Source organism: Stenotrophomonas veracruzanensis, assembly GCF_032911525.1.
In the GTDB taxonomy this organism is placed as follows: Bacteria; Pseudomonadota; Gammaproteobacteria; order Xanthomonadales; family Xanthomonadaceae; genus Stenotrophomonas; species Stenotrophomonas africana.
Map to the genome: position 1 here is coordinate 184,796 of NZ_JAWJTI010000003.1, position 19,878 is coordinate 204,673.

The following is a 19,878-nucleotide window of genomic DNA, read 5'->3' on the forward strand; positions in this document are numbered from 1 at the left end:
CATGGACCGACCCGTAGCCTCGCCCACTCTGGAGGTCTCCGCCGCAGGCGGAGGGGAGCCCGGCGATCTTGCCGAGGACCTGTCCGCAGCGCCGGGTTTCCTCGCCGAAGGCAGCCCGCGCGGCGTGCTCGAGACGGCCTTGACGCGCGTGCGCGAGGGGGAGCACGCCGTGCTCGCGCTGGTGCTGGAAACCGATGGCTCCACTTACGCTGGTGCCGGCGACATGGTGCTCTTCTGCAACGGCAGCCAGGTCGGCTGGCTGAGCGGCGGATGCCTGGAGCCCGAGCTCGCGCGACGCGCGGAGCAGGTGAGCGCGGCAGGGCGGGTCGACTGGATAGAGATCGACACCCGCAGTGACGACGACCTGCTGAGTGGATCCGCGCTCGGCTGCCGCGGCCGGCTTCGGATTGCCCTTCTGCCGTTGCGTGCCATGTCCGGCATCGACGCCGTGATCGAGGCTTGGTTGCGCGAGGGCGTGTCACTCCAGCGCGACCTTCGTACGTCGGGGCAGATCGTTTTCCGCGCCGGCAATCGCGAGCAGGCATGGCAGCTGCATCCGATGGACGGGGTGCAGTCCTTTGGCGAGGGCGCATGGCGTTTGACCCTGCCCCGGCTTCCACGGGCTCTGGTGCTGGGTGGCGGTCCAGAAACGCCCTTCCTGGTTCCGTTGCTGCGGGGACTGGGATGGCGGGTCAGCGTGGCCGAACGGCGAGCGCGCTGGGCCTCAGCCGGGCAATACGCGGATGCCCATCTTCAGTCCAGCCCGGCCGAGGCCCTTCATCGCGACCGTTGCGACGCGGCACTGGTGATGCATCACGATTTCGAACTGGACCGGGAGACGCTGGTGGCCCTGGCTGATACCAACGTCGCGTTCATTGGACTGCTGGGTCCCCGGCGAAGGCGCGAAGACCTGTTCAAGCTGCTGACACCGGATCAGCGCCACCGCCTTTCCCCGAGACTTCGATCACCGGTCGGCCTGAACATCGGCGGCCGAGGGCCAGAGGCGATTTCGCTCAGCATCGCCGCACAGCTGCAGCAATGGCGAAGCGCGCACGGCAGGTGACTGACGCGCATGCGGTCGTCGTGCTTGCTGCCGGCGGGAGCACCCGGCTTGGCCAGCCCAAGCAGCTTCTCACCCGGCAGGGCGAGACCCTGGTACATCGCGTGGTGCGGTTGGCGCGTGAGCTCGCGCCAGCGCAGGTACTGGTCGTGGTGGGCGCGAACGCACCGGCAGTGACATCCAGCATTGCCGGGCTGGATGCCACTCCGGTGACCAATCACCACTGGGAGCGTGGCCTGGCGAGCAGTCTGCAGGTTGCCGGCGCACACCTGCTGCCCACGGTGACCGCGGTGATGGTCGTGGCATGCGACCAGCCCGCAATCGAACGCTCCCACCTGCAGGCGCTGCTTTCGGGTGCCCGCGCCTCGACATCAGGGGGCGCTGGCACCCGTCATGGAGACGCGCTTGGCGTTCCTGCAGTAGTGCCGCGTGCATGGTTCAACGCTGCGGGTGCAACCGGAGACCGCGGCTTCGGAGCGCGCCTGCGGCAACTTCCTGTCGATACGGTGCATGTCCTGCAGGCACCGGAACTGGGCCTGGATATCGATACGCCAGAAGACGTCGCGCGTGCGCGCGATGCGGGCTGGATCGATGCCGGGAGGTGACTCGCATGATCACTGGGCCAATGCCTGTCACGCAGGTGACGGACGGCAGGGCTGGTGCCCGAACCCTCGCTGCCCGCAGCCCTGCAGAGTCGAGCCACGCTCGACTACGGCACGCCACATCGCGCTCCATCAGGCACATCACTAGCAAGAATCTGCAGCACCCGATCCAACAGAATAGGCTCCGGCACGTCAGCCAGCACCTGCTCCAGGTAATCCAACGGCTCCAACTGCCATTGGAGGAGCGCGCGCAACCGCACAACGGCGGGCGCCCGCTGGTGGGCGTCCAGTGAAACCTGCAGGAGAAGATAGTGCGAGCGCCTCTCCAGCCACAGTACCGGAACGCCCCTGCAGTAGATCTGCAAAGTGGCGTCTTGACGCTGTTCGACGAACTCAAAGCCCTGCCGTGGCCGCGCTTCCACAAACTGCCTTACCTGTCGGCGGAGCAGTGAAAACCGATCGTCGGGGATGCTCTGGAACGCGAGCTGCTCAGGCACCGGCGGCACCGGCCAATGAATCTGCGCCGCAAGCACCGCTGCGAGGCAAAGCACCGTGGCCGCCCAGCGGCACCACGCCACTCAGCCCTCCGGATGCAGCCGCGTACTGGCGTGTGCAGTGAGGCCGAGTCCGGCCATGATCAGACCCTCCATCACCCGCGGGCCAACGTATTGCTCCAACTCGCCGTTCTCGCGGGCGCGCTCCGCGGCCAGCAGGATCTCCAGTACCACGCGAAGCCCGGCCAAGCAGCAGTCGGTATCCGCCAGGGCGATGCGTCGGCCGGGCATCTGATGGCGTTCCGGCCACGGCTGACCATCGGATGCGGCGCCGGAGCCGATGCTGTGCAGCAGGGCGATGAGGGTGTTCGGATCCAGCGCGGGGCCGTTCGCGGGCGCATCGTGGATCGAGTGCGGGGCAGGGGAATAGGGCTGGGTCATGACTGGGCTCCTTGCGTGCATGCAGAAGCCGCCACCGATAAAGGTGGCGGACGGTGCGTGGTTCGAAACCCGGTGTTCGCTGAACCGGCAGGCACAAGGCCTCCACGCACCGCCCGCCGTAGCCGGCCGACGGATTGCCAGCCGGCACCACACAGGGTGATGCCGGCTGGCAAGCGTTTACTTCAGCGAACTACCGGGGTTTCGAATCCCGGCCACCTGTTTTCGGTGGCACGGAAAGGAATACGCCCCGCTGTGCGCGATGCCAATGCAGTAAGGCCGATGCCGTCACCACATTCAACATTTTCAGAATCGTTGCATGCGGCGCAATGAGGTGGGCGCCTTGCGCTGCAATGCTATCGGCGATGTCGGCGGGGCAAGCCTGGCGAGTGTCGGCATCCGACCGGCGAGGCGGTGAGCGAGGCAGATGCGACATGATTACCAAAGGTCGCCAGGCGTCAGTAGCCCTTCAACGCGGCCCTGGTCCGCTCCAACCATGCGGCATTGTGGCTGCGCGCGTGGCCCGACCAATGCTGGGCATCATCGATGATGCTGGCGAACAGGCTGCGGGCAGCCGCATCGTTTCCGCGTTCGACGGCGCGCTCGAATGCGGCGCGGGCTCCGGGTGCTTGGGCGGCAGCCAGTGCCTGCGCGTAAAGCAGCGTTTGTTCCGGCTTGCGGCGCACATCCGGATGGCGGGCGAACAGGCCATCCAGCGTCTCCACCGCAAGCGCGGGGTGCCCGGACTCGAGCCGGGCATGGGCGAGGCCGGTCAGGATGTAGGGATCGTCGCCCAAAGGCGAGCTGGCTGCCTGCTCAAGCAGGGTTCTGGCTTCCTCGGCTTGGCCGGCATCCAGCAGCGTCATGCCGAGGCGAACGCGGTTCTGCACAGTGGGCGTTCGCGACAGCTCCGCGCGGGCGTTACGCAGATCCTGGCCCGGGTCCATGAGCTGCTTGGCGGAACGGAGAACTGTCGGGCGCCGCGCGAATGGCGCGCTTCGGGAAAGTGGATCGCCAGGAAGTAGACGACGCTGCCGAGCAGCGGGAACGAGAAGAGCAGGATGAGCCAGTAGAGGCTCTGGCCTGAGCGGATGGCGTGCACCGCGAGGCAGATGGCTGCCAGTACGTGGAGTCCGATTCCGATATAGGGCATGCGCGCCGCCTCGTCCTTGTGAGGGATGGAACTTGGGGGAGGGGTGGGGCGCCAATGGGGTGGGGTGATCGGGCGTGACGCGTCACGTTAATGGGATGGGTTCTGCAGGGCGGAACGTTGCATGCCACTATGTCGCGGGGCTGCATCGATGGAAGGGGATACATGGAACGTACGCAGAAGACGCTAACGATGGCTGATGTTGCTGGATGGGGCTCGGCGCTCGTCACGTTCGGATTGATTCAAGGGGCCTTATATCTGAAGGCGTATTGGGGGCACTTCGGCCTGGATCCCTTTCAGTTTGTTGCGGTAAGCGAGCTTGCGCTTGCAGGGCTTGCGGGGATCGGCATGGTGTTATTCCTCATGCTGCTGGCCTCGCTGTTTGGCGGCTGGGTGGAGATGAAGGTCACGAGCGGCAGCTCCAAAAGCAAGCTGTTCGCATGGCTGTTTCCAGTGGTTTTCTTCACTGCCCTAGGGCTGCTGCTTTGGTGGTCGAACACGTGGCCTCTTCTGATAGGGGCTCTTCTGACGGTCATCTGTGCGTTGATCGTGCATCTTTCACCAGTGGTGCCCACCGCAGTGAAAGATTCCCCTTGGCTGATCTACGCCTTGGTGATGCTGGTCTACGTCTCGATAGCGTCAAGCATGCTTGGCTCCCAGCGTGCCGAGAAGATTTCCTCTGGCGGCGGCAAGCACGTCACGGCTATGACTGTTGATGGAAAGGTGCAGGACGACCTAAGCCTGATTGGTCGTCTTGGTGACAGCTATGCACTGTGGGACCCGACGCGGAAGGCTACAGTGCTTGTGCCTGTTGGCGATGTTGGGAGGTTGGAGATTCTGCGAAAGGGTGTAATTCCTGTTCCGGCGGCCCAATAGGGTTGGATCTCGGCAAGTGCCAAGATGAGAGTGGCAGTGCACTTCAGTACGGGGAGTAGCGATAAGGGTGCGTTATCGGGGGTAAGGCGGGTGTCCATTTCCAGCCCATGCAGGACACTTAAGGGGAGCTAGACCGCGGCCCGCATCACCTATCCAGCTTCAACCACGCAACCAGTGCCGCAAATGCGGGTGATGGCTGCCGACGGTTCGGGTAGTAGAGGTGATAGCCGGGGAAGGGGACACACCACCTGTCCAGCACCGCCACCAACCTGCCTTGCGCGATGTGCTCGGCCACCAGCGGTTCCGGTGCGTATGCCAAGCCCAAGCCATCCAGTGCAGCATTGATAACGTGCGTCATGCTGTTGAAGACTAACGGCCCGTCGCCGCGCACGGTGAATTCCTTGCCCTTCTCTTCGAACTCCCACGCATAGATGGCACCGCTTGGGCGATGTCGGATGTGGATGCAGCGGTGGTGCGTAATGTCGGCGGGCCTCTTCGGTTTCGGATGCTTCTCGAAGTAGTCGGGTGAGCCCACCACGACCAGACGCCAGTCGGGGCCAACCCTGACAGCAATCATGTCCTTGCTCAGTGCCTCTCCGAGACGGATGCCCGCATCGAAGCGCTGCTCCACCACATTGGTGAAGCCGTAATCCACGTAGAACTCAAGCGTAATGTCCGGGTACTTGTCCAAGAATCCGGCAAGCCGCGGACGGATGATGGTCTCCATGGAATCATCCGTGCAGGAGATCCGTAGCGTTCCGGCTGGGCGGTCGCGCAGGTCGCCCAGCGCCTCCACGCTGGCACCGATGGCTTCGAAATGCGGCGCGATCGAGCGCATCAGTCGCTCGCCTGCCTCGGTGGGAGAGACATTGCGCGTAGTCCGGGCGAGCAGGCGAATTCCAAGGCGCTCTTCCAGCAGGCGCATCGAATGGCTCAGCGCAGAGGGCGTTACCCCAAGACGAACGGCCGCCTTGGTGAAACTCTGCTCCTGCGCCACTACCAGGAACGCTTGCAGATCATGGGTCTTGACGGTGCTCATGGATCAATTGTGAGCGCAACTCAGCAATGCATCAACTTTCAACCGGCTTATCGATATGGGTGCTGGGACCTATCGTGGCGACCTGAGTCCCCAACCGAGGCCATACGACCATGAAACGCACCACGCTGCGGCTGGCGCTGCTCGCCAGCCTCTACGTTCCAGCTTCGGCCATGGCCGCTGACGCACCTGTGCCGGCCCGGCCCCTTGGCGCCGACAACTTCTACCGCAGCCCAACGGTCAAGGGGGAGCGCGTGAGCTTCCACAACCAGTACCAGATGGAGGTGGTGGGTACGCTTTACCGCCCTCAGGGCCTGCCCGACGGCAGCCGCGCCCCCGCAGTGGTGGTTGGCCACCCGATGGGCGCAGTGAAGGAGCAGAGTTCCCAGCTCTACGCGCAGAAGCTGGCCGAGCAGGGTTTCGTTACGCTGGCGATCGACCTTTCCTTCTGGGGCGAGAGTGGCGGCGCACCGCGACACCTGGTGGCGCCGGAAATCTATTCGGACGACATCAGTGCGGCCGTGGATTTCCTGAGCACGCAGGCCTTTGTCGACCCGGACCGCATCGGCGGCCTGGGCATCTGTGGCAGCGGCAGCTTTGTGATCAGCGCCGCCAAGATCGACCCACGCATCAAGGCCATCGCCACGGTCAGCATGTACGACATGGGCGCGGCAGCACGGCAGGGACTGAACAGTGGCCAGTCGCTGGAGCAGCGCAAGGCGGTGATCCAGTCCGCGACAGATCAGCGTCTGGCCGAATTCAAGGGCGGGGCGCCTGTGTTCGTGCCTGGCACTGTGAACCATCTCGATGCTGACACGCCCGCCATCCAGCGTGAGTTCTTCGACTTCTACCGCACCCCGCGCGGCGCCTATACGCCAAAGGGTGACAAGGCCGAACTGACAACCCAGCCGCTCTTCAGCAGCCTGGTCAAATTCATGAACTTCTATCCCTTCAACGACATTGAGACGATTTCGCCCCGGCCAATGCTTTTCGTCGCCGGCGACGCCGCGCATTCTCGTGAGTTCAGCGAAGACGCCTACCGAAGGGCAGGGCAGCCGAAGGAGCTCTACTGGGTGAAGGGTGCCGGCCACGTGGATCTGTACGACCGCACCCAGCTGATTCCCTTTGACAGGCTAGCCACGTTCTTCCAGCGCGGCCTGGCCGGGAAATGAGCCGCACCGACGCCCTCGCACAACGCGCCAACTGGGGCGGCGTGCTCGCAATGACGCTGTGTGTCTTCGCGTTGATCGCCTCGGAATTCATGCCGGTGAGCCTGCTCACTCCCTTGGCGGCAGACCTGGGCGTGAGCGAAGGTCTTGCCGGCTACGGCATTGCCATTTCGGGTGCCTTTGCGGTGTTGACCAGCCTGTCGATCTCCCGTTTGGCGGGTAGCGTGAACCGCCGAACGTTGCTGTTGACCCTCACGGCGTTGATGGCAGTGTCGGGACTGGTGGTAGCGCTGGCCCAGAACTATCCGGTCTACATGACGGGCCGTGCGCTGATCGGCGTAGTGATCGGCGGTTTCTGGTCACTGTCCGCCGCAACCGCGATGCGGCTGGTACCGGAGGCCGAGGTCCCGCGAGCCTTGGCGATATTCAACAGTGGCAACGCCCTTGCAACGGTCATTGCGGCGCCACTGGGCAGCTATCTCGGCAGTATGATCGGATGGCGCGGCGCTTTCCTCTGTCTTCTGCCGATGGCAGCTGTCGCCCTGGCCTGGCAGTGGGTTTGTCTGCCGTCCATGGAAGCGGAGGAAGGCCAATCACGCAGCGGGGTGGTCGTGTTGTTGCGGCGACGCGTGGTGGCACTGGGCATGATGGCCTGCGCTGCGCTCTTCATGGGGCAGTTTGCCCTGTTCACCTACGTGCGACCGTTCCTGGAGCGGGTCACCCATTCTGGGGCATCTGCTGTTCCGTGGGTTCTGCTCGCGATCGGAGTGAGTGGTTTCGTGGGCACACTTGCCATCGGTGCATTCATCAGGCGCGGACTCTACCGCACGCTGGTGATTCTTCCCGCCCTTATGGCGCTGATTGCCGTCAGTCTGATTCCACTCGGGCCCCACCTTTGGCCGACCGCCGCACTGCTCTCGGCGTGGGGTCTGCTGGCCACGTCCGCACCGGTCGGCTGGTGGAGCTGGCTGGCGCGCACCTTCACCGACAATGCCGAGGCCGGCGGCGGGCTGATGGTTGCGGTGGTGCAGTGCTCCATTGCGCTGGGCGCCACCCTCGGCGGACTGCTGTTCGACAGCCTTGGCTTTGCCAGCACGTTCCTGGCGAGTGCGGGCATCCTGTTGTGTGCCGCGCTGCTTGCCTACGCCACGGCGGCTGAAGAGGTGCACACGTCAGCCGCGGCGATTGCCACAGGGGCTCCGAAGCGATGACACGCCTCACTTCGATAACGGCGAAGCTGCTCGTGCTCCTAGTTGCCTTTGGGGCGGTAGCAGCATGCTCAGCCGCGCCCGATCATCAAGCCCTCGCGGCCACCAGCACTGGGGCCAACCAGGAGATTCATCCCATGAAAATTCGACTGATCATCAATGATCAAGTGCTGTCGGCCACTCTGGAGGACAGCCTTCCTGCACGCGAGTTCATCGCCCAGTTGCCGCTGACCCTTCAGCTTGAAGACTACGCCGCGACTGAAAAGATTGCTCAGCTCCCGCGCGGTCTCAGCGTGGCGGGCGAGCCGGAGGGATTCACGCCCATGGCAGGTGATATGGCCTTCTATGCGCCTTGGGGCAACCTGGCGATTTTTCACAAGCCCTTTGGCTACTCAAAGGCTCTCATAAGGCTGGGTCGCATCGAAGGAGGGCTGCAGATCCTTCGCAAGATCGGGCCCATAGAGGTCCGCATTGAGGCGTTCTAGAGGCTGGCTGACCACCTTGGGGCCCAGCCTTCTCGCCATTCTGCTGGGCGCGGCGATGCTGGCTGTCGTCCCTAGTCAGATGGCTTTCGCACACGAAGGAATAGCCATGCACACGAAATCAAATCAAGCTCCCACAACCGAACTGGACCCGCGCCGGCAAGCCATCATTCCAATCGGTGCCTTCGCAGCGGCTGGCAACTTGGATGGCCTTCGCCAGGCGTTAAACCAAGGCCTGGACGCGGGACTTAGTTTGGCCGAAGCGCGAGAACTCCTGATGCAGCTCTACGCCTATGCGGGGTTTCCGCGGAGCTTGAACGCGTTAGGCGAACTGATGAAGGTAGCGAATGCGCGTAGACAGCAGGGCATCCAGGATGACGCCGGCCGCGAGCCCCGCAAGCCGATTCCCACAGGCGATGCCTTGCTCGCTGCAGGCACGGCAAACCAGACCACGCTGGCCGGCGGTCCGGTCTCAGGGCCGTTGTTCGATTTTGCGCCGCAAGCAAATCAATACCTCCGTACTCACCTCTTCGGCGACATCTTCGAGCGCGACAATCTTGATTGGCAGAGCCGCGAATTGGCTACGGTCAGCATGCTGGCCGCCATGTACGGGGTCGAGCCCCAGTTGCAGTCCCACATTGGAATCAGCATGAATATGGGCCTGCGGTCAGGGCAGCTATACGAGCTGGCCGATGTACTTGAGGAGCGCTTCAGCCTCGAGGCTGCCGAACGTGTTCGCGTCGCTATTCAACGTCAGCTTGAGGTCCGGAAAGAATGATGGTCGGGAAAATGCTTCTTCGGCTGCCGTCCAGTTTTGAGATTAGGGATGTTTATCGAGGGTAGTACCGTCTTACCATAGAGTCGAATACTGGAGGCACACGCCCCCCCCTGCGCCGCGCGCCTCAGCGGCGATACTTATCTCCAATCACTGCTCCCGGGCCAGCATCGACTGCTGGGCAAAGATGTCCGTTATCGCGCCCTGTGATGCTGCTTGGGTGACCGGCTGCGTAGCTCGACGAGTTGGATACACGTAATGGACAGAGGCTTGGCTGGACTGTGGGTAGGCGTATCATGGATATACTCAAATCACCCATGAGCTAGAGGATCCCCTATTGAGCACCCCCATGCTCCCAAGAATCGTCGGCTTCGATGTCCCACATCTACATGAGCGCGTAGATTCTTCGACTGATGAGGCTATCGTTGCGCTATTGGATCTTGCGCCGGGTGCCCGCTGGACAGAAATCTTCGTAAGGAAGTGCGAGGCGTTGGCGTCTCAGCTCTCCTTGGCAGATGTCCGGGTTGAAGGCTCCAGGATCTATTTTTACGGGTCAATCAGCGACTCAAGAGCGCTCGCCGACGCGGTCATGTCCATCGTTCACGTGCTGAATGATCAGCTCATGCGAGAAGGGAACGACGCAGCCTCGCGGGAAGAAAACTCCTAGGAGCAAGAGAGACGCGACCAGCATTGGCCTGCGATCTCCGCTGCACCAGGGTGACCACGCAGGCTGGATCGAGCCGCAAGTCTGCTCTCGAGGTCGTCCAGCCATTCTGCGCGTGTTCCGTGGGGGGCTCTGATGTAGATGTCACATGCGAGTCGGATGACCGGGTCAACTTCATGGCGGAAGCTAATGGCGGGTAGCGCACCAGAGTTGAATGCCAATCCCCAGTGCGTGAGTTCACGTTCGACGTCAACGAAATCCTTGTTCCTCTTGCGCTCCATGTTCTTCTCCTCTTAGAGCTGCACTGTACACCCTTAGAATCGGCGACCTGTTCATGGCGCTTGTTCATACTGGTGCCAATTGGGCACGGCTGCGTAACAGGCTGGGGGCCATTGTGGGGTGGCAGCAGATGGCTGCATCGGAGTAAGACATGAACAACACTTCCCAGAACCAGAGCGACAGTCGCAACTCAGATGCCGATAAGAAGCATCCGGGTCAGCAGGGCCAAACAGACGGGAAGGATCTCGGCGGTGAGGATTTGGCCGGAAAGCAAGGGCAACAACAGCAGCAGCCGAACGGCACTGAGCCTGGGCAGCCAGGCCCTGGTCAGGCCCAAAAGGTCAGTGTCGATCGCGACGATCGTCGTTGATGCATAAGGGGTGGCCGCGCCAAGCGCGGCTCCTTCCGTATCAACAGGATCGCTGAAATGTCATCCCATGCTCAAGCTGTGAACTTGATGACGAAGATCATGTATCAATCGCGCCCGGTGACCACGACGACGATGGCTCAGTGCCGGACCTGCCAAGGGGAAAGCCCTGGAGGAATGGAGTGTGCGCGGTGTCTGACGGAAAAGTTGGGAAGGGTGATTGCGAATCGGGGCGCTGCTCTTTGCTGGCTTGATTCGTTCCTGAAAGTTCAGCGAGACGAAGCACACGTGTTCACATGTGCAAAGAGAGTTGATGCGTCAGCCTTGTAGCAGTCGCATTCCGGCCTGACATTGCGCAAGCGTATGCTCGGTAGATCTAGGAGCAACGCTATGAATTTCCCGATATGCATCTACGATCGAACGGGTACTGGGCTCCGGATTCCTTCCGAGTGGTGGATTGATCTGCAGTCAGATCTCCCCGCTCTAGTGAACGGCAGTGAGCGCATAGATCTACCACGTTCCTCGAAAGATGAGCGCCCTCGCCTGGATCCTGAAGTTCTCAGTGATCTATCCAGACGAATCCGGGGCTCGCAATGGCTAGAGTAGATCAAGCTCAACCTCCAGGCGTGCGCTGGCTTTTCTTCCGACTTCGCAATGGGCAGTCGATCAGCCCGGCTAGGCTAATGTCTGTCTGGTGCGAAGCTACTGAATCAACCGAGTGCGCAGTCCGCCGCGAAATCATTGACGGCGCTGGCTACGTATATGCTCTCTATGCACCAAATGGACTGCGCTCCCCCCGGCGTGTGGAGCTGCGCATGAGAGCACTTCTGGAAGAAGCCGGGTATGCCTTCACGATGGGGAGCTTGGCTGGGAGACATCCAGCCGACGGCTGAGGGGGCAGCTTCCAAGGCTTAAGGAGCATCATCAGATCCGATCCATTCTTGTGGATTCGCTGCCGTGCTCGAATGCCGGCGTGTGCCTATCCAGGTCGTTGAAGAGCCCTGACTAAGCGGCAGGCAGCGCCAAGCTACCGTCGCCGAGAATGTGGACGTAGCCTATGAAGGGCTATCTGGCGCACCAATTTGCTCGGTCAGAACCGTCAGCGATTGTTCGAAGGCTGCGGCGAAGAGATCGCTGCTGTCGCCCCGGTGTTTGGCCACAATGTTTGGCAGAAGTTGATGTCATGCGTCGGAGAGGTCATTGGGTGTAGGGTGGGTCAGTACGCAGATTCGCAACGCATACTCCATCGCCTTGAGGTAGCCGCGGTGCATCTCAAGTCCTGCCTCGCAGGTGTGAAGGCGATCGAGGATTTCCGTGATTTCGGTCGACATGGCAGTCTCGACATGCGGGGGGCGGGCAGGGGATAGTTCGCGGACACCTAGACCGAGCCCGCTACGAGCATCCTCAACGTTCTGCTCACTCGTGACCACCTTGTCGTCGCCGTGGATACCTTGGCAGAGGATGCCCGAACAGGGGCGCATTCCGCGGGGGCGAAGCTGCTTCTGATCCCTCAGCACAACGTGGCTCTGGCCACTCGCGGCTCCGCCCAGTTCTTCCTCCGCATCTACGAGCTAGCGCTGCAAGCCAGTTTCCGCGCCGAGTTCACGATGGAGCAGCTTTCCGCCGAGCTGGGGTTGGTGGTGGACCAACTATGGCCGAACTACGAGAAGGCAGCGGCCGAGGCAGGCCTGCCGCTAGAGCAGCTCGGGACAGAGTTAGTGCTGGGCGGCTGGTCGCCGAAGAACGGGCGAATGATGGCCACGGCGTATGCCAAGGGCGACAGTCAGCGCCCGACCCCAGTCCAGCCGATCGGCGGGCAGCTGGCATCGCCCGGCGAACCGCTCCAGGCGGTGACGCCGAGCATGTCCCAGACCGATTTAATGGCCCATGCGCGCCTCCAGGCCAGCTACCTTAATGAGCGGATGGGCCGGCAGGTGGCGGGCGGTCGGCTGCTGGCTGGGTTCCTGCAGATTGGGCAGGCCGTGGTCAAGGACCTAGGGGCGATCTGATCTGGCCGGGGTGTTGGGCGAATCGGACGCACATGGCCTGGGGGTGGCCTGGCCGGCTGTGCCCGGGATGTGTAGCTGCGGGGGCGAACTGTGACGTCGATCTGGCGGCCTCTACGCGGTGCTTACGATGTCGGATCTACGCTCGGCCTCCCCGAGGAGCCGGAGTAGTGCCATGCCCAACAGGGCTGTTGTTTTCGTCAGTGAGGCCACGCCCCATCTCGCTGTGGAGCATTTGGCCGCGATCATGGCGGACGCGGCTCGGTTCAACAGAAATGCAGGTGTCAGCGGCGTCACCCTGTACGACGGCAGACGATTTCTGGCGTATATGGAGGGGCCGCCGGATGGTCTGGATGTTGCGTTTTCTAGAGCTGCAGGTGCCTCAAGCCATGCCGAGTTGATCGAACTGGCCAGGGGGAGGGCGGGGCAGCGCAGGCTTCCGTATTGGCCGATGCGTTGCGTTCCCCTATCGCCGCCGGAGCTGGTGCAGCTGGTGCGAGCCGACTGGACTTCCTTCCTACAGCGGGAAGGCGATCAGACTGGCCCGGCCACCGCGATGGAGATGCTGGTGGGGGGCTGCTCGAACCTTTTGCGAAGGCCGTTTGACTGCGGGAGCTGGCACTTCCCCGAACGATTCGCGCACTCATCGGTGTACCACAGAAGCCATCGTTCATTTCGGGCCCTGGATGTCGAGCGGATCATCTGGCTTTGGATTGAAGGGCGCCACTAATCGCTCGCGGCGGCACTGTTCAAGCCAGTGGTGCCAAATCTCCATTTCGTCCATCAATCCTGTGGCTCCGCAAGCTGGGCATGTAAGCGTGGTGCCCTTGGGATCGGTTTGAAAGCCTGCGTCCTCGGCCATTGAGGACCTCAGTCCGCAGCTTTTACATGTTGTCCGCACCTGTTCCAAGCGGATGATCGCCCCATTGAGCGTAAGCAGAGGCAGGATCGTATGGATCCTGAAGGCGTTGGGAGGGTGCATAGCCGTGCCATTTGAGGGCTGGACACGGGAGCAAAGGATTCTGCACCGGAGAAGAGCCACGAGACTGCAGTGTGCGCCGCTCAAAGTGAACCCTTCATCACAGCGAGCTGAAGCGTCGACCGCTGTCGCAGAGCGTGAGACCGCCGGCCGTATCCTTCCGGCCATGCGTCCATCGCACGGCTACCAAGGCTCCCGCACCGCCCCTATCCCCTCTGGCTGAGTTCAGATGGGGGAGATCTGGGTGCCTTGGTGGAACGGCAGGCAGATTGGCAACGTCTCGGCGGCCAAGGAAGGTGGGGCGCGCTTGCGTCAGAATCCCCCGGAAGGTGTTACAGACCAAGGATGTTTGGGCGGCCAGCATCGTCCAAGGCAAGCGCTATGCCGAACGCCGGTGCCTGGCGAGGCTCTACCAGAGTTGCGCCTGCGCGCGGCCGTGGCGCGGCTGCTGGACGTGACACCGTTGGAGTCGCTCGAACCGTTGCCCGACCGGCCACTGGGGAGGCTGGGGTGAGGAAGCAAGGGCGGGTCAACGCAGCGCTGGAGCCGCGCAGGCCGCCGCCAGAGTCCAAGGCGAGGCAAACGAGGCAGTGGATGCGCGCCCGAGCAAGTGCCCAGTCTTGGCATTAAACCATTTGATCCGGTGGTGCATCCAAGGTGCGCATGGACTCATGCGTTAGCCAATGGATGCTGCCAATGTCTACGAGATGCCGCCCCCAGTCTTTTGCCCTTCTAGCGGTGATTGCCTTTTCCTGCGCACCTACTGCCTCGGCAGAGACAATTGCGATCCCCTTTGATCTGGGCAAGGACCATCGAATTTATGCAGAAGGCACAATCAATCAGTCGCGCCCCCTTCGTTTCTTGATAGATACGGGGGCGGACGGCATGGCCGTGTCAGTTGCTACCAGTACTCTGGCTGGTATGAAAATCGATGATCAATCGGAGAACGCCGGCTCAGACGGAACGAGCCTGGTTGAATACAGTACGAGCAATAGAGTTACCCTTGGAGCCGCTAGCAGGACGCTAGGTGCCGCAGTAATTGACTACCGAAATCGGCCTTTCGATGCCGTTCTGGGCTGGAAATTCTTTGAGGGACGTGTAGTCGAGGTCGACTACGATAAGAAGACCTTGTTCGTGCATAGCAGTTTGCCCAGTACAGCGGGCTACACCAGAGTGAACACGCGGTGGATCGACAACACCCCCGCTATCGAAGTGGCTTTGAAGACTGAAGGCTCACGATTCAAGGCGTGGCTCTCTTTGGATACCGGGAGCAACGGAACCATCGATCTGAGTTATGCCTACAGTTCCCGGCACAACCTCTCGGGTGTTTTTACGCAGAAGATCGGAACGTCACAGTTCAGCGGAAGCGCTGGTAAGAAGATCCGCGCGGTCGACGTCCGTGTCGCCTCGGTAGAGATTCAGGGCCTTCGGCTGGAGCAACCCAAGGTGTCTTTCACCATTGATGAAGACAGCTCAACTGGCGACGGCACGGTCGGGAGTGAGGTCCTTCGGAATTTCAACATCCTATTGGACACGAAGACCGGGGACGTCTATCTGCGCCCGAACGGGATTCTCGGCAGGAGCTGATGTTGGGAGGCGGAGGCAGGCCCTGGACGACCGAGCGTAGAGTATCGACCATGCCGGGCCTGTCGCCGTCCCGCAAGCAACAGCAACAGGCCCGGCGCCTAGCCGAGGCCGGAGCTAAGGGGGACGAGCGGATCAAAGCGGCGCTGGAGCCGCGCAAGTCGCCGGCAGAGACGAAGCCACCCCTTGAGAGACGCCCGCAAGGTGTGTGTCAGGGAAGGTGGCTGGGTTCTTGCAGAAGGGGCAGCCCGTGCTCGAGGATCTTGGAGAGATCCAGGTCGTTTGCAGCAATCCGACTAACGCCAATATCCGTCCGCCCCATATCTGTCATCTATGCGGAGCCACAGTAGGCTCAAGGTCAGTCGTGGATAAGGAAAATTTATCGAGGGTAGGGCGATTGACCGCTTCTGGCCGGAAGCGGACATGCGAGGGCGGTGTCACCGAATTCTCAGGGATGACAATATTCATGTTCCCACGTAGCTTGCAAAGGTCGCAGCCTACGGCAACTCGACAACAACCTTGCCCTTGGCCCGGCCGCTCTCGACATAGGTCAGCGCGCTCTGGGTGTCCTGGAACGGGAAGACCCTGTCGATGACAGGGCGGATCGCACCGGACTCGACCAGCGAGGTGATCTCGCTCAGCTGCCGACCTTCGGCACGCATGAACACGAAGGTGTACTTCACCCCTTTCTGCCTGGCCTTGCTGCGGATGCCATGGCTGAGCAGTCGCATGACCTGCTGAATCGGCCAGGCAAGGCCGCGCGCGGCGGCAAAGGTGGGCGTGGGCGGCCCGGAGATGGAGATGAGATGGCCACCCGGCTTGAGAATCTGCAGCGAGCGGGTCAGCTCATCCTTGCCAAGGCTGTTGAGTACCACATCGTAGTCGCGCAGTTCCGTAGCGAAATCCTGCTGCTTGTAGTCGATGACCACGTCCGCGCCCAGGTCCTTGACCCATGCTGTGTTGGCCGTGCTGGTCGTGGTAGCAACGAAGGCGCCAAGATGCTTCGCCAGTTGAATCGCCACGGTCCCGACGCCGCCTGAGCCGGCCTGGATGAAGACCTTCTGGCCCGGTTTCAGCTGCGCGGTTTCCACCAGCGCCTGCCACGCCGTCAACGCAACCAGCGGCAACGAGGCTGCCTCCACCATGTTGAGATTGCTTGGCTTGCGTGCAACAGATGCTGCCTTGACGGCGATGAATTCGGCGAAGGTGCCGATGCGATCATCGTCGGGGCGTGCATACACTTCGTCGCCCGGCTTGAACTGGCGAACCCCAGCGCCCACACGCTCCACCGTGCCGGCCAGGTCATTGCCCAGAACAAGCGGCAGGCGATAAGGCAGGATCACCTTGAACTCCCCGGTCCTGATCTTGGTGTCCAGCGCATTGACGCTGGCAGCGTGTACGCGGATGAGTACATCTTCATCCCGGAGCACCGGCGATGGGGTGTCGCCGAGGTGGCCCGTCTCCTTCTTGCCATAACGGTCGATGAGGAAGGCTTTCATGAGCGGTGTATCTCTGGTGGCGTGGGTGCAGTCAGGCTGCGGGGGCAAGGGGGGCGTCAGTCTTTGAGGAACGCTAGCGCTTCCCGGACGAACTCGGCGTGATACTGGAAAATCCCGCCATGACCTGCGTCGTCGTAGATGACCAGCGTCGCGTGGGGAATGCGGCGCGCCAAGTCGCCGCTGTTGGGGGTGGGGACCATGATGTCGCTGTCGCCATTGGCAACCAGCACGGGAATGTGGATGCTGCCCAGGTCCTGGGGCGATTGCCTGCCCCAGGCGGTGATGGCCTTCAGCTGCCGTAGGAACGCGCCGGGTGAGGCCGATCTATCGCGATCGCTCCTGCGCTCCTTGAGCCGTTGCAGGAAGTCGCGCGCCGCCTGTCGGCCGCGGGCGCTGGCGGTGAAGAACAGGTAGTACTTGGGGTCGCGGCGGGTAAGCAGGCCCTTGATGATCAAGGGCCAGGACACGCGACCCACCCGGTCGATACCACGGCCACCCGCAGGCCCGGTACCGGTCAGGATGAGCCGGCGCACGAGATCAGGTGCGTCCAGCACGACCTGCTGCGCGACGAAGCCGCCGAGCGAGAAGCCCAGAAGATAGACGCGGGTCAAGCCCATCGCACGGATCAGGGCGAGGGTATCCCGCGCCATTTCTGCGATGGTCACCGGCGCCGTTCCTCCCGAACCTCCGATGCCCCGGTAGTCGATGGCGATGACCCGATGCCTGCTGGCCAGACCATCAACGATACGCGGATCGAAGTTGTCCAGCACCGCGCCCCAATGGTTGAGCATGACCAGAGGGATGCCGCCCTGTGGCCCAAGTTCACGGTACGCGAACGGGGTGCCAGCGACCTCCAGCGAGCGGGTTGGTGCATTCTCGAACGAAGTGCCCGATGCGGGGCGGGTGCCGGAAATCGTCATGGTGGCGTACCTGTGTGACCAGTACTTCAATCAACGCTGCGATAGCGCACTGCAGCCTGCGCCTGCCGGATGTCCGAGAGCAGATCCGTCGTGCAGCCCTTGGATGGAGGATTGGCCTCACCCGGGAAGCCTTTGGCCGGCAAACCAGATAGCTTTGCGCCTGAAGACGTGTTCGCCGCTGGCCGGATCCAAGCGGCTTGGCTCAACAAACAGGTGGGGAGGCAGGTAGCGGGCGGTCGACTGCTTTCCGCCGTACTCCGTGAAGGGCAGGCGGTAATTCAGGACCTAGGGCCGATCTAGGTCGTCCGGGTCCAGCCCCGCTAGCGCCGAAATTCGATCCCTCCTCTGCTCGCCCCAGAAGATCCTTGGTCGACGGTCAGTACTCCTGTCGCCCTTTGCGTGCAGAGTTTCGACCTGCTCGAACCTTCCCTTGACGCGCAGCAGAGGACAGATCCGTAGGACCCTGAAAGCAGTGGAGGGTGTCCTGTGTGGTGCCTGCAAGGGGCTAGACATAGGGCGAAGGATATCGCGCCAGAGAGGAGCCAGATGCTGCGACCATACAGCATGAATCGCTAAGGACTTCGTGCTGGACAAATCTTCTAGCTGGAGCAGGTCAACCCGGGGCGATTGAACTGCGCCGCAACAGCAGCCATCCCCAACGATTAGGCAGGCCGCAGCCGCTTCGAAGGATCTACGACCGCCAGTCCGCACACGTAACCAAGGCGCTCCGGTACAAGAGCCGGGAGACGGCCAGCGTCACTCGGACAGCGGCTCAGGGGGGCACCTACGGATGGAAGGCCATAACATGCGGCACGTGAAGCGGGTACGCGCGGCCAATGTCCGGCAGGCGAGGCGGTACGCCGAGCCCTGGTGCGCAGCCCGGCTGTGTCCCGAGCTGCCTCTGCGTGAAGCGGTCGCGCGACTGACCGACAGCACGCCGATCCAGCCGCCACCGCCACTGCCAGACCCGCGGCCGACCCGCGAGCAGTCGTCCAGCAGCAACAGGACCGACGCCTGGCCGAGGCTGGAGCGAAGGTCGAACGGATCTAGGCAGCACCGTAGCCGCGCCGACCGCCGAAGGAGACCAAGCAAAGAGCGAGGGATCCCATGAAGGCGTGGGGGCAGGGCGGGGCGGGCGCAACTTCCGGGGACTACTAACCAGTGGCACGTTTCCGGCTGCTCAGCAGCAGGCCGCCGCCGGCAATGAGACATGCGGCTATGGATGCTATGGAAAGTGGGAGATGGAACTCCTCACGGCCTGCAGCGGCAAATGCTAGGTGGATGGCTGCCGTGCCGACACCTACTATTCCGCACAGTCGTGAATAGGCACGCGCGGAGGGCTTAGCCAACGTCACCAGGCGATACCCGTGCAGCAGGGCGCCAACAGCAACCAAGTTGAAGATAAGGAAACCTTGAACGCCACCGGGAACGCGGAACATGTCCCATTCGTGCCAGAACGCGGCGTCGATCTGGTGCAGGATCAAGGCTAGAAGCGTTGCGAGATACCACCGTTCCATGAGGTTTTCGGTCCAAAGGTTCACGAAGTTTAACAGCTGTGTTCAGGTGCAAACCCGAGCAAGCGCTACGCCGAGCGCTAGTGCTCGGTCAGGCATTGTAAATGGGAGGGATCCCATGAAGGCGTGGCTCATGGCCGGTGTCGACCAGTTGTCCCGAGTTCGAATCCAGGCTTAGTGGGCTCGGAGCGTTCTGCCTCGGAAGTTAGGAGGACACGGTGTATTGAGGAACGCAGGCTCGCTGAGCAGCGGCGAGAGCGGAAGTCGCCTCGCGGAGACGCCGCGGCGGGCCGCCTTGCGTCTGACGAGCTGATCGAAATGTTCTGTGCAGGAGGTTAGGTATGTTTATCAGGGGTAGGGCAGGTGACCACTTCTAGTTGGAAGGTTCCGCTCCTGCCTCTGGCAGCTCCCTCTAACTCTCCCACGCCATTCCCCGCGCCCGGATGTGGATCGGGACGAATTGATCGAGCCAGAGTTCTATCTTCTACATCTCATCCGCTCGACCTCATTCAGGACTTGCTTGTCTAATGAACCGAAGTCGTTCGGAACTTCCTTCTCCGTGACGAAGGAATAAGTGACAGCAAAGTCGTCCCCATGAAGTACGCGACTGCAGGATAAATTCCCCAACGTGTCACAGGATGCCATTAGTTCATCGTCGTCCAACGGTTGTGTGGCGGCATGAGCACTCGGGCGCCATACGAAAAAGTGGCTCTTGTCGCCACCGTCGGGAACGGCAAGCAGTCCCTTCTCCAGCATCTTCGCTTCTTGCCAGCCTT

19 protein-coding genes and 1 pseudogene are annotated in these 19,878 nt (G+C 62.1%); 12 read left to right on the forward strand and 8 right to left on the reverse strand.

The genetic code is table 11. From position 1 onward, the window contains the following. Window position 1 precedes the first annotated feature (1 nt). Window positions 2-1,063 (forward strand): XdhC family protein, encoded by a 1,062-nt coding sequence (locus R1H25_RS04230; protein WP_317222824.1) that lies wholly within the window; start codon window positions 2-4, stop codon window positions 1,061-1,063. Then, window positions 1,039-1,665, forward strand: a complete 627-nt coding sequence (locus tag R1H25_RS04235; RefSeq protein WP_317222825.1) for a nucleotidyltransferase family protein — start codon at window positions 1,039-1,041, stop codon at window positions 1,663-1,665. Before R1H25_RS04230 ends, R1H25_RS04235 begins: the two co-directional genes overlap by 25 nt. Before the next feature lie 104 nt (window positions 1,666-1,769). Here R1H25_RS04235 and R1H25_RS04240 read toward each other — a convergent pair whose 3' ends face one another. The 3 genes and pseudogenes from R1H25_RS04240 to R1H25_RS04250 all read right to left on the reverse strand — a co-directional run bounded on the left by R1H25_RS04240 (window position 1,770) and on the right by R1H25_RS04250 (window position 3,747). Beyond that, a complete protein-coding gene (locus R1H25_RS04240; RefSeq protein ID WP_317222826.1) occupies window positions 1,770-2,240 on the reverse strand; it encodes a hypothetical protein in 471 nt (156 codons plus the stop codon). Then, complete coding sequence (locus R1H25_RS04245; protein WP_317222827.1) at window positions 2,241-2,597, reverse strand: hypothetical protein; 357 nt, start codon at window positions 2,595-2,597, stop codon at window positions 2,241-2,243. It abuts the gene before it with no gap. 455 nt (window positions 2,598-3,052) lie between these two features. Further along, window positions 3,053-3,747 (reverse strand): annotated as a pseudogene (locus tag R1H25_RS04250) (tetratricopeptide repeat protein). Between the two features lie 162 nt (window positions 3,748-3,909). On the opposite strand from R1H25_RS04250, the gene R1H25_RS04255 reads away from it, so the two are divergent. Next, window positions 3,910-4,620 carry a hypothetical protein gene (locus tag R1H25_RS04255; RefSeq protein ID WP_317222828.1) on the forward strand — a complete coding sequence of 237 codons (711 nt, stop codon included), beginning with the start codon at window positions 3,910-3,912 and terminating at the stop codon, window positions 4,618-4,620. A 145-nt stretch (window positions 4,621-4,765) separates the two neighbouring features. On the opposite strand, the gene R1H25_RS04260 is transcribed toward R1H25_RS04255, so the two are convergent. Beyond that, complete coding sequence (locus tag R1H25_RS04260) at window positions 4,766-5,659, reverse strand: LysR family transcriptional regulator (protein WP_317222829.1); 894 nt, start codon at window positions 5,657-5,659, stop codon at window positions 4,766-4,768. A 110-nt stretch (window positions 5,660-5,769) separates the two neighbouring features. Here R1H25_RS04260 and R1H25_RS04265 point away from each other — a divergent pair, with 110 nt between their 5' ends. The 6 genes from R1H25_RS04265 to R1H25_RS04290 all read left to right on the forward strand — a co-directional run bounded on the left by R1H25_RS04265 (window position 5,770) and on the right by R1H25_RS04290 (window position 11,493). Then, window positions 5,770-6,828 (forward strand): alpha/beta hydrolase, encoded by a 1,059-nt coding sequence (locus R1H25_RS04265; RefSeq protein WP_317222830.1) that lies wholly within the window; start codon window positions 5,770-5,772, stop codon window positions 6,826-6,828. Further along, complete coding sequence (locus tag R1H25_RS04270; protein ID WP_317222831.1) at window positions 6,825-8,036, forward strand: MFS transporter; 1,212 nt, start codon at window positions 6,825-6,827, stop codon at window positions 8,034-8,036. Before R1H25_RS04265 ends, R1H25_RS04270 begins: the two co-directional genes overlap by 4 nt. Before the next feature lie 134 nt (window positions 8,037-8,170). After that, complete coding sequence (locus tag R1H25_RS04275) at window positions 8,171-8,518, forward strand: cyclophilin-like fold protein (protein WP_317222832.1); 348 nt, start codon at window positions 8,171-8,173, stop codon at window positions 8,516-8,518. A 106-nt stretch (window positions 8,519-8,624) separates the two neighbouring features. Then, window positions 8,625-9,293: a carboxymuconolactone decarboxylase family protein gene (locus R1H25_RS04280; RefSeq protein WP_317222833.1), complete on the forward strand. Its 669-nt coding sequence runs from the start codon at window positions 8,625-8,627 to the stop codon at window positions 9,291-9,293. Window positions 9,294-10,384: 1,091 nt separating this feature from the next. Beyond that, window positions 10,385-10,603 (forward strand): hypothetical protein, encoded by a 219-nt coding sequence (locus R1H25_RS04285; protein WP_157635934.1) that lies wholly within the window; start codon window positions 10,385-10,387, stop codon window positions 10,601-10,603. Between the two features lie 590 nt (window positions 10,604-11,193). Beyond that, window positions 11,194-11,493, forward strand: a complete 300-nt coding sequence (locus R1H25_RS04290) for a hypothetical protein (protein WP_227864025.1) — start codon at window positions 11,194-11,196, stop codon at window positions 11,491-11,493. Between the two features lie 288 nt (window positions 11,494-11,781). Here the strand turns inward: R1H25_RS04290 and R1H25_RS04295 are convergent, their stop codons facing one another. Then, on the reverse strand, window positions 11,782-11,931 hold the full coding sequence (locus tag R1H25_RS04295) for a hypothetical protein (protein WP_317222834.1): 150 nt from the start codon (window positions 11,929-11,931) through the stop codon (window positions 11,782-11,784). 111 nt (window positions 11,932-12,042) lie between these two features. Between R1H25_RS04295 and R1H25_RS04300 the strand changes: the two genes are divergently transcribed. The 3 genes from R1H25_RS04300 to R1H25_RS04315 all read left to right on the forward strand — a co-directional run bounded on the left by R1H25_RS04300 (window position 12,043) and on the right by R1H25_RS04315 (window position 15,172). Next, window positions 12,043-12,609 (forward strand): hypothetical protein, encoded by a 567-nt coding sequence (locus R1H25_RS04300; protein ID WP_317222835.1) that lies wholly within the window; start codon window positions 12,043-12,045, stop codon window positions 12,607-12,609. A 172-nt stretch (window positions 12,610-12,781) separates the two neighbouring features. Further along, window positions 12,782-13,336, forward strand: a complete 555-nt coding sequence (locus tag R1H25_RS04305) for a BLUF domain-containing protein (RefSeq protein WP_373695547.1) — start codon at window positions 12,782-12,784, stop codon at window positions 13,334-13,336. A 945-nt stretch (window positions 13,337-14,281) separates the two neighbouring features. Then, the gene (locus R1H25_RS04315) at window positions 14,282-15,172 is read left to right on the forward strand and encodes a retropepsin-like aspartic protease (protein WP_317222837.1); all 891 of its coding nucleotides are present in this window, start codon (window positions 14,282-14,284) and stop codon (window positions 15,170-15,172) included. Between the two features lie 494 nt (window positions 15,173-15,666). On the opposite strand, the gene R1H25_RS04320 is transcribed toward R1H25_RS04315, so the two are convergent. The 3 genes from R1H25_RS04320 to R1H25_RS04335 all read right to left on the reverse strand — a co-directional run bounded on the left by R1H25_RS04320 (window position 15,667) and on the right by R1H25_RS04335 (window position 19,105). Further along, entirely contained in the window at window positions 15,667-16,668 is a 1,002-nt protein-coding gene (locus R1H25_RS04320) for an NADP-dependent oxidoreductase (protein ID WP_317222838.1), read from the reverse strand. Between the two features lie 56 nt (window positions 16,669-16,724). Then, the gene (locus R1H25_RS04325; protein WP_317222839.1) at window positions 16,725-17,588 is read right to left on the reverse strand and encodes an alpha/beta hydrolase; all 864 of its coding nucleotides are present in this window, start codon (window positions 17,586-17,588) and stop codon (window positions 16,725-16,727) included. Window positions 17,589-18,742: 1,154 nt separating this feature from the next. Continuing rightward, window positions 18,743-19,105: a DUF6713 family protein gene (locus R1H25_RS04335; protein ID WP_317222840.1), complete on the reverse strand. Its 363-nt coding sequence runs from the start codon at window positions 19,103-19,105 to the stop codon at window positions 18,743-18,745. Window positions 19,106-19,878: the final 773 nt, after the last annotated feature.